Origin of the sequence: Streptomyces thermovulgaris, assembly GCF_002155915.1 — a bacterium.
GTDB classification, from domain to species: Bacteria; Actinomycetota; Actinomycetes; order Streptomycetales; family Streptomycetaceae; genus Streptomyces; species Streptomyces thermovulgaris.
This window is the reverse complement of record NZ_MUME01000057.1, coordinates 1-14,124: the sequence shown is the minus strand read 5'-3', so window position 1 is coordinate 14,124 and position 14,124 is coordinate 1. Positions and strand designations below refer to the sequence as shown.

12 protein-coding genes and 1 riboswitch are annotated in these 14,124 nt (G+C 71.8%); of the genes, 2 read left to right on the top strand and 10 right to left on the bottom strand.

The window, feature by feature from the left end; all coding sequences use genetic code 11:
• Positions 1-364 precede the first annotated feature (364 nt).
• Positions 365-811 carry a hypothetical protein gene (locus tag CCN35_RS06270; RefSeq protein WP_425444283.1) on the bottom strand — a complete coding sequence of 149 codons (447 nt, stop codon included), beginning with the start codon at positions 809-811 and terminating at the stop codon, positions 365-367.
• Positions 812-1,051: 240 nt separating this feature from the next.
• A complete protein-coding gene (locus CCN35_RS06265; RefSeq protein WP_067393989.1) occupies positions 1,052-2,329 on the bottom strand; it encodes an MBL fold metallo-hydrolase in 1,278 nt (425 codons plus the stop codon).
• Positions 2,330-2,556: 227 nt separating this feature from the next.
• On the opposite strand from CCN35_RS06265, the gene CCN35_RS06260 reads away from it, so the two are divergent.
• Positions 2,557-3,141 carry a carboxymuconolactone decarboxylase family protein gene (locus CCN35_RS06260; protein ID WP_086791787.1) on the top strand — a complete coding sequence of 195 codons (585 nt, stop codon included), beginning with the start codon at positions 2,557-2,559 and terminating at the stop codon, positions 3,139-3,141.
• A gap of 190 nt (positions 3,142-3,331) precedes the next feature.
• On the opposite strand, the gene CCN35_RS06255 is transcribed toward CCN35_RS06260, so the two are convergent.
• From CCN35_RS06255 to CCN35_RS06245, 3 genes are all read right to left on the bottom strand, one after another.
• On the bottom strand, positions 3,332-4,117 hold the full coding sequence (locus tag CCN35_RS06255) for an SGNH/GDSL hydrolase family protein (protein WP_067393976.1): 786 nt from the start codon (positions 4,115-4,117) through the stop codon (positions 3,332-3,334).
• Between the two features lie 187 nt (positions 4,118-4,304).
• A complete protein-coding gene (locus CCN35_RS06250) occupies positions 4,305-5,279 on the bottom strand; it encodes a LysM peptidoglycan-binding domain-containing M23 family metallopeptidase (protein WP_067393973.1) in 975 nt (324 codons plus the stop codon).
• A gap of 4 nt (positions 5,280-5,283) precedes the next feature.
• A riboswitch (cyclic di-AMP (ydaO/yuaA leader) is annotated at positions 5,284-5,438 on the bottom strand.
• A 305-nt stretch (positions 5,439-5,743) separates the two neighbouring features.
• A complete protein-coding gene (locus tag CCN35_RS06245) occupies positions 5,744-7,822 on the bottom strand; it encodes an alpha-galactosidase (protein WP_086791785.1) in 2,079 nt (692 codons plus the stop codon).
• Positions 7,823-7,995: 173 nt separating this feature from the next.
• Between CCN35_RS06245 and CCN35_RS06240 the strand changes: the two genes are divergently transcribed.
• A complete protein-coding gene (locus tag CCN35_RS06240; protein WP_067393966.1) occupies positions 7,996-8,793 on the top strand; it encodes a tyrosine-protein phosphatase in 798 nt (265 codons plus the stop codon).
• Positions 8,794-8,817: 24 nt separating this feature from the next.
• Here the strand turns inward: CCN35_RS06240 and CCN35_RS06235 are convergent, their stop codons facing one another.
• The 5 genes from CCN35_RS06235 to ispG all read right to left on the bottom strand — a co-directional run bounded on the left by CCN35_RS06235 (position 8,818) and on the right by ispG (position 14,124).
• Positions 8,818-8,937, bottom strand: a complete 120-nt coding sequence (locus CCN35_RS06235) for a DUF6126 family protein (protein ID WP_067393964.1) — start codon at positions 8,935-8,937, stop codon at positions 8,818-8,820.
• Positions 8,934-9,557: a helix-turn-helix domain-containing protein gene (locus tag CCN35_RS06230; RefSeq protein ID WP_067393957.1), complete on the bottom strand. Its 624-nt coding sequence runs from the start codon at positions 9,555-9,557 to the stop codon at positions 8,934-8,936. Before CCN35_RS06230 ends, CCN35_RS06235 begins: the two co-directional genes overlap by 4 nt.
• A gap of 73 nt (positions 9,558-9,630) precedes the next feature.
• Positions 9,631-11,013 (bottom strand): aspartate aminotransferase family protein, encoded by a 1,383-nt coding sequence (locus CCN35_RS06225; RefSeq protein ID WP_086791783.1) that lies wholly within the window; start codon positions 11,011-11,013, stop codon positions 9,631-9,633.
• On the bottom strand, positions 11,010-12,920 hold the full coding sequence (gene dxs / locus CCN35_RS06220; RefSeq protein WP_086791781.1) for a 1-deoxy-D-xylulose-5-phosphate synthase: 1,911 nt from the start codon (positions 12,918-12,920) through the stop codon (positions 11,010-11,012). The genes CCN35_RS06225 and dxs overlap by 4 nt, the downstream gene beginning before the upstream one ends.
• Before the next feature lie 28 nt (positions 12,921-12,948).
• Positions 12,949-14,124: a flavodoxin-dependent (E)-4-hydroxy-3-methylbut-2-enyl-diphosphate synthase gene (gene ispG / locus CCN35_RS06215; RefSeq protein WP_086791779.1), complete on the bottom strand. Its 1,176-nt coding sequence runs from the start codon at positions 14,122-14,124 to the stop codon at positions 12,949-12,951.

Below are 14,124 nucleotides of genomic sequence, written 5' to 3'. Positions count from 1 at the left end.
GCCCCCCTCTTCGGTGCCCTTCGGACCGTCACCCGCTGTATCGATCCTGCGCCACCCTCATGCCACCCCGCGCCACCACGGCCCGGCCGCTCCACCCGCGACGGCGGGCACGGCCGCTGCGATGTGCTCGGCTGCACGATCGTGTCCCCGGCGACGAGTGGCACTTCCGCATGACCACCACCCATGCTCCCGGGGAAGAGATGCGCCGCCTTGCCCTCGAGATGCGCGCTTTCCTGGAGTCGGAACCACTGGAATGAGTGAACCGCCGGAATGAGCGAGGACGGCTCGTCGGCCGCTCGGGGCCGGTATGGAACACCGAGTTGCCGATGGGGAGTCGAGCAGCAGGCAAGTCCGGGGGCGGCCGTCAGGCCTCGTCCGTCTCGGACAGGACCTCGGCGATCACCCGGGTGGCGAAGTCGCGGTCGTCGGTGAGGCGGTTGATGTGCTCCGCGAGCAGGAAGGCGGTGGCCTCCAGGGGAGTCATCTCGTCCCTGGTCCAGTCCCCGTACTGCTTGCGCCACAGGCTGGGGCTCAGACCGGTGCCCGCGGCGATGACCAGGCCGGCCATGGTGGGAATGGCCTCGGGACGGACGCTTCTGGGCATCATGCGCATCGTGGCCACGAGGTCGGGCACCACGCACTCGATGACGTCCTTGCCGTGGTCCTCGTAGGCCGCCCGCAGCCACTNNTGCTGGTCGGGGTCGGGCTCGGTCCTGCCGTCGTAGACGGCCTTGAGCCGGGAGTCGATCATCATGAGCGCTGCGCTCACATCGCCGACGGGAGCGTGCCGGGGGTCGCAGGTCGATGACACAGGGGCCTCCTCGTCTGACCGCGACGGGCCGCGCGGCGTACCCGTACCTTAGACCGCCGAGAAGGAAGGAATCCGGCAAATCCGTGAAAGGTCCTCCGGACAAAGGACGGACGCGGGACGGACGAAGCGGCGGGCATGAGGCGGGACATGGGCAAAGGGCTGCCCGCCCGTTCCCCGGGGCCGGGCCGGACGCCGGGCCGAAGGCGCTTCTCGCGCACGGGCCGAGGAGCGGCGCACGGCTCAACGCCCCGGTGCCGCAGCTCCTTCGCACTCCCCCGCCTCCGCGGCCGGCCGGTCCTCGCCGGCCGGCTCGAGGCCGTGTGCCGTGTGCGGAACGGGCTCCGGCACCGGCCAGGTGCGGACCAGCGGCTGCGACACGTCCCGCCACCACGGTCGCGAGGGGATCTCGCCGGCGGGCTCGAACGGCCGGCCCGGAACCGGCAGGGCGACCGTCTGGCCGACCGCCTCGGCCGCGGCCAGCGTCCACTCCCCCGGCTCCGCCCAGGGGTGGAAGGAGAGGTTGAACGTCGCCCAGTGGATCGGCAGCATGACCCCGCCCGGCCGGCCCTGCTGCAGGTCGAGGTGGCTCTGGACGCCTTGTGAGGGGTTCATGTGGATGTCCGGCCACGCGCCCGGCAGCGGCGCGGAACCGGCCCGGTCCTCGGGCCACCAGTCGGAGTACGCGCCGATCTGGATCATCGTCGCGTCGAACGGGCCGTGCTCCGCGCCGATGTCCTTGAAGCCGTCGAAGTAGCCGGTGTCGCCGCTGTGGTAGATCCGGTGCTCCTCGCCGGCGACGACCCAGGAGGCCCAGAGGGTGTGCTGGGGGTTGCGCAGGGCGCGCCCGCAGAAGTGGCGGGCCGGGGTGGCGGTGAGGGTGAGGCCGCCGACCCGGGTGGACTCGTGCCAGTCCAGTTCGCGTATGCGGGTGGGGTCGACGCCCCAGCGCTCCAGGTGGGCGCCGACGCCGAGCGGTACCGCGAAGACGGTGTCCGTGCCGGCCAGCGCCTTGATGGTGGGCATGTCCAGGTGGTCGTAGTGGTCGTGGGAGATGACGACGGCGTCGACCGGGCCGAGCGCGGCCAGGGGCAGGGGCACGGGGTGCAGCCGGCGGGGGCCGGCGAAGGGGAAGGGGGAGCAGCGCTCGCCCCACACGGGGTCGAAGAGCACCCGCCGTCCGTCCAGCTCCGCGAGCACGCTGGAGTGGCCCAGCCAGGTCAGCCGCAGCCCGGTGGCCGCGGGGCGGGCCAGGTCGGCGAGTGTGGTGGCGTGCACGGGCACGGTGCCTCGCGGGGTGCGGCGGGCACGCCGCTCCTTGTCGAGCCAGAGCTTCACAAGGCCGGGCACCGAGCCGGAGGAGGGCCGGGTCCGTGCGGGACCTTTGGGGTTCTGGAAGGCGCCGTCCTTGAAGTGGGGGGACCGGCGGATGCGCGCCATGCGCTCCTCGTCGGGGTCCGCTCCGAATGCCGCGGGCCGCAGGGTGCGAAGTCCGGAGCCCAGGGGACGGAATCCTGCCAACGATGCCTCCGGTGGAGTCGGTCGGACCGTCCGTCCATTATGAGGGGCTCCTGTGTGAGGGGCTCCTGTGTAAGGAGCTCCTGCATGAGGGGCCCCTGCGGGGTGAAGGACCTCCTCGGCCGGCCGATGTCACATCGGCGCCGCCCCGTCCGTCGTATGCGGTGAGGCACCCGCGCGGTGCCGACGAAAGCCGGTGTACCGACCGATGCATCTGGAGGTGGCCGTCCATGGCCCGCATCTCGCTCAGCCCGCCCCGCACCCGTCTCTTCCGCGGTGTGGAGTGGTACAGCAGGCGCGTCTACGGCAAGGTCCTCGACCCGCTCCGGGCGCTCGCGCACAACTCGCGGGTGTTGTGGAGCTATGTGCGCCTGGAGCAGTCGGTGGCGAAGTGGAACAGGCTCGACCCCGATCTGAAGGCACTCGCCGAGATGACCTCGGCCGCCGCGATCGGCTGCTCGTGGTGCATGGACTTCGGCTACTGGGTCAACCGGGAGCGCGGCATGGCCCCCCGCAAGGTGCAGGACGTTCCCGTGTGGCGGGACAGCGACGCCTATACGCCGCTGGAGCGCGACGTCATGGAGTACGCCGAGGCCATGACGGCCACGCCGCCCACCGTGGACGACGCCCTGGTCGCCCGGCTGCGCGACCGGCTGGGCGAGCCGGCCCTGGTGGAGCTGACGGCGATGGTGGCGCTGGAGAACCTGCGCTCGCGCATCAACTCCTCCCTCGGGCTGACCAGTCAGGGCTTCAAGGACGCGTGCGAGGTGCCGGGGGCCGCATCGGGCGCGAAGGGGGCTGCCGTGCGGAAGTGACCCGTGCGGCCGGGGCGCGTCCCGCCCTGCCGCGGCGATGGTCGTGACAGGGCCGTCGTGCGCGCAGGGCCGTCGTGGGCGTGCTGCGGAAGCCGGTGGCACGGCCTTCCGCGCCCGGCCCGGCACCGGGCGGACGAGGTGCTCGCCCAGGAGCCGGGCCGGGCGCGGAGGACGCCGGGCGCGGCGGCCGTCAGGCCACCGCCTCGATCCGCATCTTGATCTCCTCCGGCGACAGGGTGCCCTTGGGCTTCACATGGTCGCCCGAGGACTCGCCGCGCAGCCGGCGGCCGATCCACGGCACCAGGTACTCGCGTGCCCAGTGCACGTCGTCGCGGCGGATCTCCAGCGTGCCGCGCGGCGGCATCGGGGGCCAGGGCTGTTCCGGGTCGGCCGGCACGTCGATGCCGATGACCTGGCCGGCGCGCAGGGCCACGCGCGTGTGCCCCTCGGGCGAGAGGTGCAGGCGGTCGTCGTCCCAGGCGCGGCGGTCCTGGACGCTCTTCAGCGACCACAGGTCGAGCACCGGGCAGCCGTAGCGGTCGGCGATGGCCCGCACATGCCCGTTGTAGGTGGCGATCTTGCCGCGCAGATGCTTGAGCAGGGGCACGCCCCGGGTGTCGAAGCCGGTGGTCACCATGACGGTGCCCGCGGCGGCGGTGAGCCGGGCGACGGCCTTCTCGAAGCGTTCGGCCACGTCGTCCGGGTCGCCGCCGGGACGGATGAGGTCGTTGCCGCCCGCGCAGAACGAGACCAGGTCGGGAGCGAGTTCAATGGCCTTGGGGACCTGCTCCTCCACGATCTGGTCGAGCAGTTTTCCTCGTACGGCGAGGTTGGTGTAGTGGAAGTCGCCCTCCGGCCGCCGATCGGCGAGCAGTACGGCGAAGCGGTCGGCCCAGCCGACGAACGCACCGTCGGGGCCGGGATCGCCGACGCCCTCGGTGAAGCTGTCCCCCACGGCCACGTACGACCCGATCACTGGTCTGTTGTCGCTCTTCGAATCGTCTGCCATATCAGCCCATGATTCACCTTCGAATGTGACCTACGCGACCGTAGGCAGAGGTTGACGGACGGTGAGATTAGCCACGCACGTCCGCCGGCCGCCGACGGCGCGGGCCGGCCGCCGAAGGTGACGGCCGGCCCCGGGTCGGGGAGGGCGGCGGGCGTCAGCCGAGGGTGGCGCCGCGCGCGCGGAGGTAGGCGACCGGGTCGATGTCCGAGCCGTAGTTCGGCGTGGTGCGGATCTCGAAGTGCAGGTGCGGGCCGGTCACATTGCCGGTGGCGCCGGACAGGCCGATCCGCTGTCCCGTGCTCACGCTCTGACCGACCGAGACGGAGATCGACGACAGGTGGGCGTACTGGGCGTAGTGGCCGTCGTTCAGCCTGATGACGACCTGGTTGCCGTAGGCGCCGCCCCAGCCCGCGGAGACGACCGTGCCGGCACCGACGGCCCTGACCGGGGTGCCGGTCGGAACGGCGAAGTCGACACCGGTGTGGTAGCCGCTGGACCAGCTGCCGCCGGCCACGCGGTAGCCGGTGGAGACCCCCTTGCCGGCCACCGGGAAGGTGAAGCCGGTGGAGACCTTCTGCGGGGCCCGGGGGGCCTGCTTCGTCTTCGGGGCCGAGGACGGCGCGGAGGACTGCCCGGACGGCTTGGAGGTGAGCCTGTAGGAAGGCGCGGCGGACGGCTTGGAGGACGCGAACGGCGAGGAGGAGCCGGACGCCGGGGACGTGGGCGTCGTGGTGGTGCCGGCCGACGCGGCCCTGCCGTCGAGGACGAGCCTCAGACCCGGGTGGATCAGCGACGGGTTGTCGCCGACGGCCCGGCGGTTGTCCGCGTAGAGCTTCTGCCAGCCGCCGCGGATGTTGTGCTCGTCGGCGATCGTCGACAGGCAGTCACCGACCCGGACGGTGTAGGTGCGCACTTCCCTGTCCTCGGCGGCGGTGCTCCGCTCGGTCACCGGCGTGGCCGTGGGCGCGGCCTGCACGGCCTTGTCCGCCGGGGAGTGCGCGGGGGCCGCGTGCGCGCCCGCCGCCGAGACGAGCGGAAGGGCGAAGGCGGCGCCACCGGTTCCGGCGGCGAGGAGGGAGCGTGTGAGACGACGGGTCTTCGGACGACGGTGCTTACCCTTCGCGGGCATGGGGCATTCCTCTCCGGCGCCTGCGAGGTGAGCTGTCGGGTTCGGGCTGGAGCTGCCCGGCCGCGCACCGCGGCTTCACCCCGAGCCAGTTCCGGAAGACCGGAACAGGCAGTGGTTCGTGGGTCCCCCGCTCCTGCCGTGCACGGGTGGGTGTGCGGGTCCCCGGACGGCGGCAGGACTCGGCGTCCGTCCGGATCGGTGAGGACCGTAGGCGACCGGCGCGCACAGGGACAAGCAGATGATCCCTTTTTCCCCGCCTTTCGCATGATCCATCACGGGGGCCGGCGGTCACGCCGCGTGAATTCGATCTTCTGTCCGCCCCTCAAACCGCCGGACGGACAAGGACATTACGCGGACACAACAAGAAACGCACCGTCACCGATATGAGACTTGTCACGCGGGCGGCTTCACCGGGCCCCATTCCAGGGCGAGTTCACCTCAAAGGCGCAATTCAGACAGAAGGGTTAGACACGACAGAGGTGGATGACTGTCGCATCGACGTCGCCCCGCAGTCCGGTGCGCAGCCCGTGGTGCAGCAGCACGGCTCCCCGGTGCACCTCCCCGGTCTCCGGGCAGGCGTACGACGCCGCCGGGTCGAGGCCGCGCAGCCGCAGCGGGGGCGGCGGCTCGCCGTAGTGCTGCGCCGGGAGCCAGGCGAGGACGACGGTCTCGCCCCCGAGGACGTACTGCACCGCGCTCAGCCCGCCCTGCGGGGGCCGCAGCCGGTACAGGTCGCCGCGCTGGACCACGGGCCGGATCCGCTTGTAGAGGGCGATCCAGTCCCGGGCCTCGGCCAGTTCCTCCTCCGTCCACCGGGTGAGGTCGCCGCCCACCCCGAGCACCCCGGCCATGGCGCTCACGAACCGGAAGCGCAGCCCGCAGGCGCGCCCCGACAGGGCGTTCGGGCTGTCGGTGACCCAGGCGGCCATGACCCGTGCGGGGTGGAGGTGGCTGAAGCCGTGCTGGATGGCGAGCCGGTCGAGCGGATCGGTGTTGTCGGAGGTCCACACCTGGTCCGTGCGGGACAGGATGCCGAGGTCGACCCGGCCGCCGCCGCCCGAGCAGGACTCGAAGGCCACCCCCGGGTGCGCGGCCCGCAACCGGTCCAGCAGGGCGTACAGCGCGCGCACATGGTCGACCCACAGACGCTGCGGATACGGGTCCCCGGGCCAGCCCGCGTCGGTGAAGCTGCGGTTGAAGTCCCACTTCACATAGTCGATCGGGGTGCTCGAGAGCAGTCCGTGGAGCTGTTCCCACAGATGCTCCTGGACGTCCTCGCGCGCGAGGTTGAGCACCAGCTGATGGCGGAACTCCGTCCGTCTGCGTCCCGGTTGGTACTGCACCCAGTCGGGGTGCGCGCGGTACAGGTCGCTGTCGGGGTTGACCATCTCCGGCTCGACCCAGATGCCGAATTGCATGCCGAGGCCGTGCACATGGTCGGCGAGCGGCTTCAGGCCGCCGGGGAACCGGTCGGGGTTGGGCCACCAGTCGCCGAGTCCGGCGCGGTCGCCGGTACGGGCGCCGAACCAGCCGTCGTCGACCACGAACAGCTCCACACCGATCTCCGCCGCCCGCCGGGCCAGCTCCCGCTGCCGCTCCTCGGAGATGTCGAACCCCGTGGCTTCCCAGGAGTTGTAGAGCACCGGCCGGTCCCGGTCCGCGTCCGGGACGACGTACCTCCGCTGGTAGGCGTGCCAGGCGCGGCTCGCGCCGCCGTGGCCGCCGCCGCTCCACAGCCCGGCGAAGACGGGGGTGGTGTACGACTCCCCGGGCCGGAGCATCAGCAGCCCCGAGTCGTCGTGCCCCGCGCCCCCGGTGATCTGCACGCGCGCGTGGGGGAGCCGGGCGACGGCGATCCGCCACGATCCGGACCAGCCCAGCGCGCAGCTGTAGACCTCGCCGTGCTCCTCGGTGGCGTCGGTGTCGAGGGCGACCCAGGGCAGGTGCTGGTGCCCGGTGTGGCCGCGGCGGCTGCCGAGGACCTTCTCGCCGCAGGCGAGGTCGGTGCGCACCAGGCGGGACTCGGCGGCCCAGCGGCCGTGCAGCTGGGACAGCCGCCAGCCCTCGCGTTCGGGCAGGGTCCAGGTGGCGGAGTCGGCGCGCAGCAGTTCCACGGCGTCGGGCCCCTGGTTGTCGAGGGTGACCCAGCGTTCGACGACGTCGTCGCGCATGCGGTAGTGCAGGGTGATGCGCAGTCCCGCGTCACGGAACCGTAAGCGCAATTCGTCGCTTTCGCCCCCGCATGTCTCGTATGTCTCGAACGTCCACTCGGTGCCGCGCCGTTCGGCGGTGCGCACGGACAGCGCGGGCCGCACGAAGCGGGGACCGCCCTCGACCGGGTACTCCTCGTGCCCGTCGAGCGGGGACTCGAAGGGGCGGCACTCCGGCAGCGGGCGGGCGGCCAGGGCCTCGGCGTCGGCGAGCCCGATACGGGGACCCCAGTGCAGATGGAGCAGTTCGTCGTGCGCGGTGAGACGGAGGGCATAGCTGCTCGTGGGGCCGGTCAGCAGCCAGGTACGGCCGTCGTCGGCGGTCTGGAGCACAGGTCCCTCCCCGTCGGAGCCGGACGGATCAGCGCAGGCACGGCCATCATCCGGGCGCGGCGGCGCCCGGGCAACGGTTGCGGACGGCTCATTGCCCGGGGAAGCCATGTCGTATGGTCGAAGCCGCGCCCGCTGACGAGCCGTGACGGCGGGTCCGACAGGGAGGAGTTCCCGTGACGCAGCAGGTCCCCTCTACCGAACCCGAGCTGGCCGGAGTGCGCAACTTCCGTGACGTGGGCGGCCTGCCGACCGTGGACGGCCGGCGCGTGCGCCGGGGCGTGCTGTTCCGCAGCGGCCATCTCGCACACGCGACCGAGGAGGACGCGGCGTTCCTCGGCTCCCTGGGCCTGCGCACGATCTTCGACTTCCGCAACGCGGCCGACAAGAAACTGGAAGGGCCGGACATCGAGCTGCCCGGTGTGCGGAATGTGAACCTGCCGCTGAGCGACCCGGCGGACGGCGCGGAGTTCTGGCGGATGGTCCGCGACGGCGACCTCGAGCAGCTGCGCGCCGTCCTGGCCGACGGCAAGGGCGTGAACCGGATGATCGCCTCCTACCGGGCGATCATCACGGAGCGCACCAGGGAGCACTCCCAGGTGCTGCACGCCCTCGCCGAGGACAGCGTCCCGGCGCTGATGCACTGCGCCGCGGGCAAGGACCGCGCGGGTCTGTCGATCGCGGTGACCCTGCTCGCCCTGGGCGTGGAGCAGGACGCGATCGTCGCGGACTACCTGGAGTCGAACGCCCCGCACCGCCGTTACAAGGTGCGCCGCAGCAGCACCTCGGCCTCGGCCTACTCCCCCGAGGTCATGGAGCTGCTCGCCCCCTTGTTCGACGCGCGCGTCGAGTACCTCATGGCGGCCCTGGAGACCATCGAGGAGACCTGGGGCGGCGTCGACCCCTATCTGGAGCGCGGGTTGCGGCTGGCCCCCGAGACCCGGGAGCGGCTGCGCGAGCGGCTCCTGGACTGACCTCGCGCGACCCGGCCGGGGCCGTCACCCGGCGCCGACCTCGAACAGCAGCCAGATGAATCCGGCGACGAGGTGTCCGACGACGGTGTAGACGACCAGCCGGACCCACAGGGCGCGCGGGAACTTCTCCTCCAGGTTGCTCATGTTCTCTCTCCGGTACGGGGCCCCAGGCACAGGGCGGTCGCGGGACTTTGCAGCAGGGTGTGCACGAACAGGAGCTCGACTCCGTCGGGGTCCTCGGCCGCGATGCGGTGCGGGGTCAGGGAGTCGTAGTGCGCGCTGTCGCCCGGGGCGAGCAGATGCGCGCCGTCCCCGAGGCGCAGCCGGAGACGCCCCTTGAGGACGTACAGCCACTCCTCGCCGGGGTGCACCCGCACGATGTCGCCCTGGGAGCCGTGGGGGACGCGGACCCTGAGGGCCTGCATGCCCCGTCCGGGGGCGCCGGCCTGCCAGTACGTCCAGCCGCCGGCCCGTGTCGGCTCCATCTCGTCGGCGCGTACGACCGCGTCCCGGCCGACGGCCGTCTCGCCGAGCAGTTCGGAGACGGTCGTGCCGTAGACGCGGGCGAGCGTGAGCAGCATCGGCAGCGAGGGCTGGCGCCGGCCCGTCTCCAGACGGGAGAGGTGGGCGGGCGACAGCCCGGCGGCGCGGGCCGCCGCCTCCAGGGTCAGGGAGGCGCGGCGGCGCAGCGCGCGCAGCTGCGGCGCGACGGCGGGCAGGTCCTCGACCGGCCCTGCCGAGGGCTGGGACTCGGAGGAGCTCATTCCTCCATTTCAGTGACGGCTTTGTCCGGGAGGCAAATCTTTTGCCTCCCGGGCAAGGAACGGCAGGTGCCGCTCACCGGTGGGCGACCGCCTGCTTGACCAGCGTCTTGCCGAAGTCCCACATCAGCCCGCCCTCGTGGGCGTCGTCCATCACGGCGGTGAAGGCGTCCATGAACCGGTCGACCTCCGCCTCCCCGATGATCAGCGGCGGGATCAGCTTGATCACCTCCAGGTGGTCGCCGGAGACCTGGGTCAGGATACGGTGGCGCTGCAGCAGCGGGACGACCACCATCTGCGCGAACAGTCCCTTGCGGGCCGCCTGGAGCACGCTCCAGCGTCCGCGCAGCCTCAGCGACGTCGGCCGGCCGAACTCGATGCCGATCATCAGGCCCCGGCCGCGTACGTCGGCGAGCAGCTCGTAGCGGTCGACGAGCGCGGCCAGCCGGGACTTCAGCAGCTCGCCGGTGGCCCGGGCGTTCGCGACGATCTGCTCGTTCTCGATCACCGACAGCACCGCCAGTCCCGCCGCCATGGCCTGGGCGTTGGCGCCGAAGCTCGCCGAGTGGACCAGGACGCGGTCGATCGACGAGTAGACCTTCTTGAAGATCCAGTCCTTGCCGAGGGTCGCGCCCACCGGCACATAGCCGCCGGAGAGGGCCTTGGCCACGCACACCAGGTCCGGTTCGACGCCTTCTTCGTGCTGATGGGCGTAGAAGTCCCCGGTGCGGCCGAGGCCGGTCTGCACCTCGTCGGCGATCAGCAGCGCCTTGTGCCGGTGCAGCAGCTGCTGTGCGGCACGCAGATAGCCGGGCGGGGCCTCGTGCACGCCCTTGCCCTGGATCGGTTCGACGATCAGGGCGGCCACGTCCCCCTTGCGCAGCTCCCGTTCGAGTGCGTCGAGGTCGCCGAGGGGGACGGCGGTGTCGGGCAGCAGCGGGGCGAAGCCGTCGCGGAAGCCGTCCTCGCCGTTGACGGACAGGGAGCCGGTGGTCAGGCCGTGGAAGGCGTGCTCGCAGTACAGGATCCGCGGCTTGCCGGTGGCGCGGCGGGCGAACTTCAGCGCGGTCTCCACCGCCTCGGTGCCGCTGTTGCCGAAGAACACCCGGTCCAGGTACGGGCTGTGGGCGAGCAGCCGTTCCGCCAGCAGTCCGGGCAGCGGCGGGCAGTCGAAGCGGGTCAGGTCGGCGAGCCGGGCGTCCAGCACGTCGTGCAGCGCCTTGCGGACGACGGGGTGGTGCCGGCCCAGGCCCATCACGCCGAACCCGGAGAGCATGTCCAGGTAGTCGTTGCCGTCCGCGTCCCAGAAGTACGCGCCCTCGGCCCGCTCGTAGACCTTGTCGAAGCCGATGGTGCGCAGCATGCGCGGCAACTGGTGGTTGAGGTGTCGGGTGTGCAGCTCGTAGCGTTCGGCTCCGCACTCGGACAGGAGTCTGCCGAGGTCGAACTCCGTGGTCATTCGACTTTCTCCTTGACTGCCGTGGCGGCTGCGGCCTGTTCCCGGGCGGCCAGGCTCGCGCCGATCCGTCCGGCGACGTCGACCGGGGTGAGACCGACGTCGGCCAGTACCTCCCCGCGCCTGGCGTGCGCGAGGAACTGCTCGGGGATGCCGAACCGCCGCAGTGGTACGTCGACTTCGGCGTCGCTCAGGGCGAGGGCCACCGCGGCGCCGACACCGGCCGCGCGGCTGTTGTCCTCGACCACGGCCACCAGACGGTGCTTGCCGGCCAGGCCCGGCAGCGCCGGGTCGACGGGCTTGACCCAGCGCGGGTCGACGACGGTGCAGCCGATGCCGCGCGCCTGGAGCAGCTCGGCGGCCTGCAGGCACACCGGGGCCATCACCCCGACGGCGACCAGGAGCACCTCGGGCCGCTCGGCCCGGTGCAGGACGTCCATGCCGCCCACCCGGTCGACCGCCGGGATCTTCGGGCCCACCCGTTCCTTGGGGAAGCGGATCAGCGTCGGCGCGTCGTCCACGGCGACGGCCTCGCGCAGCTGGGCGCGCAGCTGGACGGCGTCGCGGGGCGCGGCGATTCTGAGGCCGGGCACGACCTGGAGCACGGACAGGTCCCACACGCCGTTGTGGGAGGGTCCGTCGGTGCCGGTCACACCGGCCCGGTCCAGGACGAAGGTGACGCCGCACCTGTGCAGGGCCACGTCCATCAGCACCTGGTCGAAGGCGCGGTTGAGGAAGGTGGCGTAGACGGCGACGACCGGGTGCAGCCCGCCGGTCGCAAGGCCCGCCGCGCACACCACCGCGTGCTGCTCGGCGATGCCGACGTCCCACACCCGGTCCGGGAACCGCTCGGCGAATCCGCCCAGTCCCACCGGGTGCAGCATGGCGGCGGTGATCGCCACGACGTCGTCCCGCTCCTCGCCGATCCGTACCATCTCGTCGCCGAACACCGAGGTCCACGACGGGCCGTCGGCCGGGGCGAGCGGCGCGCAGGTGCGCGGGTCCATCGCCCCGACGCTGTGGAAGTGGTCCTCCTCGTGGGCGAGGGCGGGTGCGTAGCCGCGGCCCTTCTCGGTGATGCAGTGGACCAGGACGGGGCCGCGGAAGCGTTTGGCGCGGCGCAGCGCCGACTCCACGGCGCGGATGTCGTGCCCGTCGATGGGGCCGAGGTACTTCAGCCCCAGGTCCTCGAACATGCCCTGCGGGGCGAACGCGTCCTTGAAGCCCTTCTTCGCACCGTGCAGCGCGTCGTAGAGGACGTTGCCGACGACGGGGGTGCGCTGCAGGACGTTCTTGCCCCAGGCCAGCACCTCCTCGTAGCTGTTGGTGGTGCGCAGGGCGGCCAGGTGGCGGGCGAGGCCGCCGATGGTCGGCGCGTAGGAGCGCTCGTTGTCGTTGATGACCATGATCAGCGGCCGGTTCCGGGCGGCGGCGATGTTGTTGAGCGCCTCCCAGGCCATGCCGCCGGTCAGCGCGCCGTCCCCGACGACGGCGACGACGTGCCCCTTCTCCCCCTGCACCTGGCGTGCCTTGGCCAGTCCGTCGGCCCAGCCGAGCGCGGTGGAGGCATGGCTGTTCTCGATGACGTCGTGCTCGGACTCCTCGCGCGAGGGGTAGCCGGACAGCCCTCCCTTGCCGCGCAGCTTGGAGAAGTCCTGGCGGCCCGTCAGCAGTTTGTGCACATAGCTCTGGTGGCCGGTGTCCCACAGGATCCGGTCGGCCGGCGACTCGAAGACCCGGTGCAGTGCGACGGTGAGTTCCACCACCCCCAGGTTGGGCCCGAGGTGACCGCCGGTCCTGCTCACCGCGTCCACCAGGAACGCACGTATCTCGGCGCACAGTTCGCCGAGTTCCGCCTCGGACAGCGCCTTCAGGTCGCGCGGTCCCCCGATCCTCTCCAGAATGGTCACTCCGGTCCCCCTCTCGGTCCGCGCCGCTCTACTGACTCACTGTCACTGTCGGTGCCCCCACGACGGCGGAGCCGCCCGGTGCGTCCTCGCCCCGCTCCATCTCCCGGGCGAGTTTCATGGCCTCCTCGATCAGGGTCTCCACGATCTTCGACTCCGGAACGGTCTTGATCACCTGACCCTTGACGAAGATCTGCCCCTTGCCGTTGCCCGAGGCCACCCCCAGGTCCGCCTCGCGGGCCTCGCCGGGACCGTTGACCACACAGCCCATCACCGCCACCCGCAGCGGCACCTCCAGCCCCGACAGCCCCGCCGTCACCTCGTCGGCCAGCTTGTACACATCCACCTGCGCCCGGCCGCAGGACGGACACGAGACGATCTCCAGACCCCGCTGCCGCAGATTCAGCGCCTCCAGGATCTGGATGCCCACCTTCACCTCCTCCGCCGGCGGCGCCGACAACGACACCCGGATGGTGTCCCCGATCCCCTGCGACAGCAGCGCCCCGAACGCCACCGCCGACTTGATCGTCCCCTGGAAGGCCGGCCCCGCCTCCGTCACCCCCAGATGCAGCGGATAGTCGCACCGCTCCGCCAGCTGCCGGTAGGCCTCGACCATCACCACCGGATCGTTGTGCTTGACCGAGATCTTGATGTCCCGGAAATCGTGCTCCTCGAACAGCGACGCCTCCCACAGCGCCGACTCCACCAGCGCCTCCGGGGTGGCCTTGCCGTACTTCTGCAGCAGCCGCCTGTCCAGCGAACCGGCATTGACCCCGATCCGGATCGGCACGCCCCGGTCCTTCGCCGCCCGCGCGATCTGTTCGACCTGGTCGTCGAACTTCTTGATGTTGCCCGGGTTGACCCGCACCGCCGCGCAGCCGGCCTCGATCGCGGCGAAGACGTACTTGGGCTGGAAGTGGATGTCGGCGATCACCGGGATCTGCGACTTCTTCGCGATCACCGGCAGCGCCTCCGCGTCCTCCTGCGTGGGGCAGGCCACCCGCACGATCTGGCAGCCGGCCGCCGTCAGCTCGGCGATCTGCTGCAGCGTGGCCCCCACGTCCGCGGTCCGGGTCGTGGTCATCGACTGCACCGACACCGGCGCGTCCCCGCCCACCGCCACCGACCCGACCTGAATCCGCCGGCTCTTGCGCCGTTCGGCGAGCCTGGTCGGGACGGACGGCATGCCGAGAGAAATCGCAGTCAT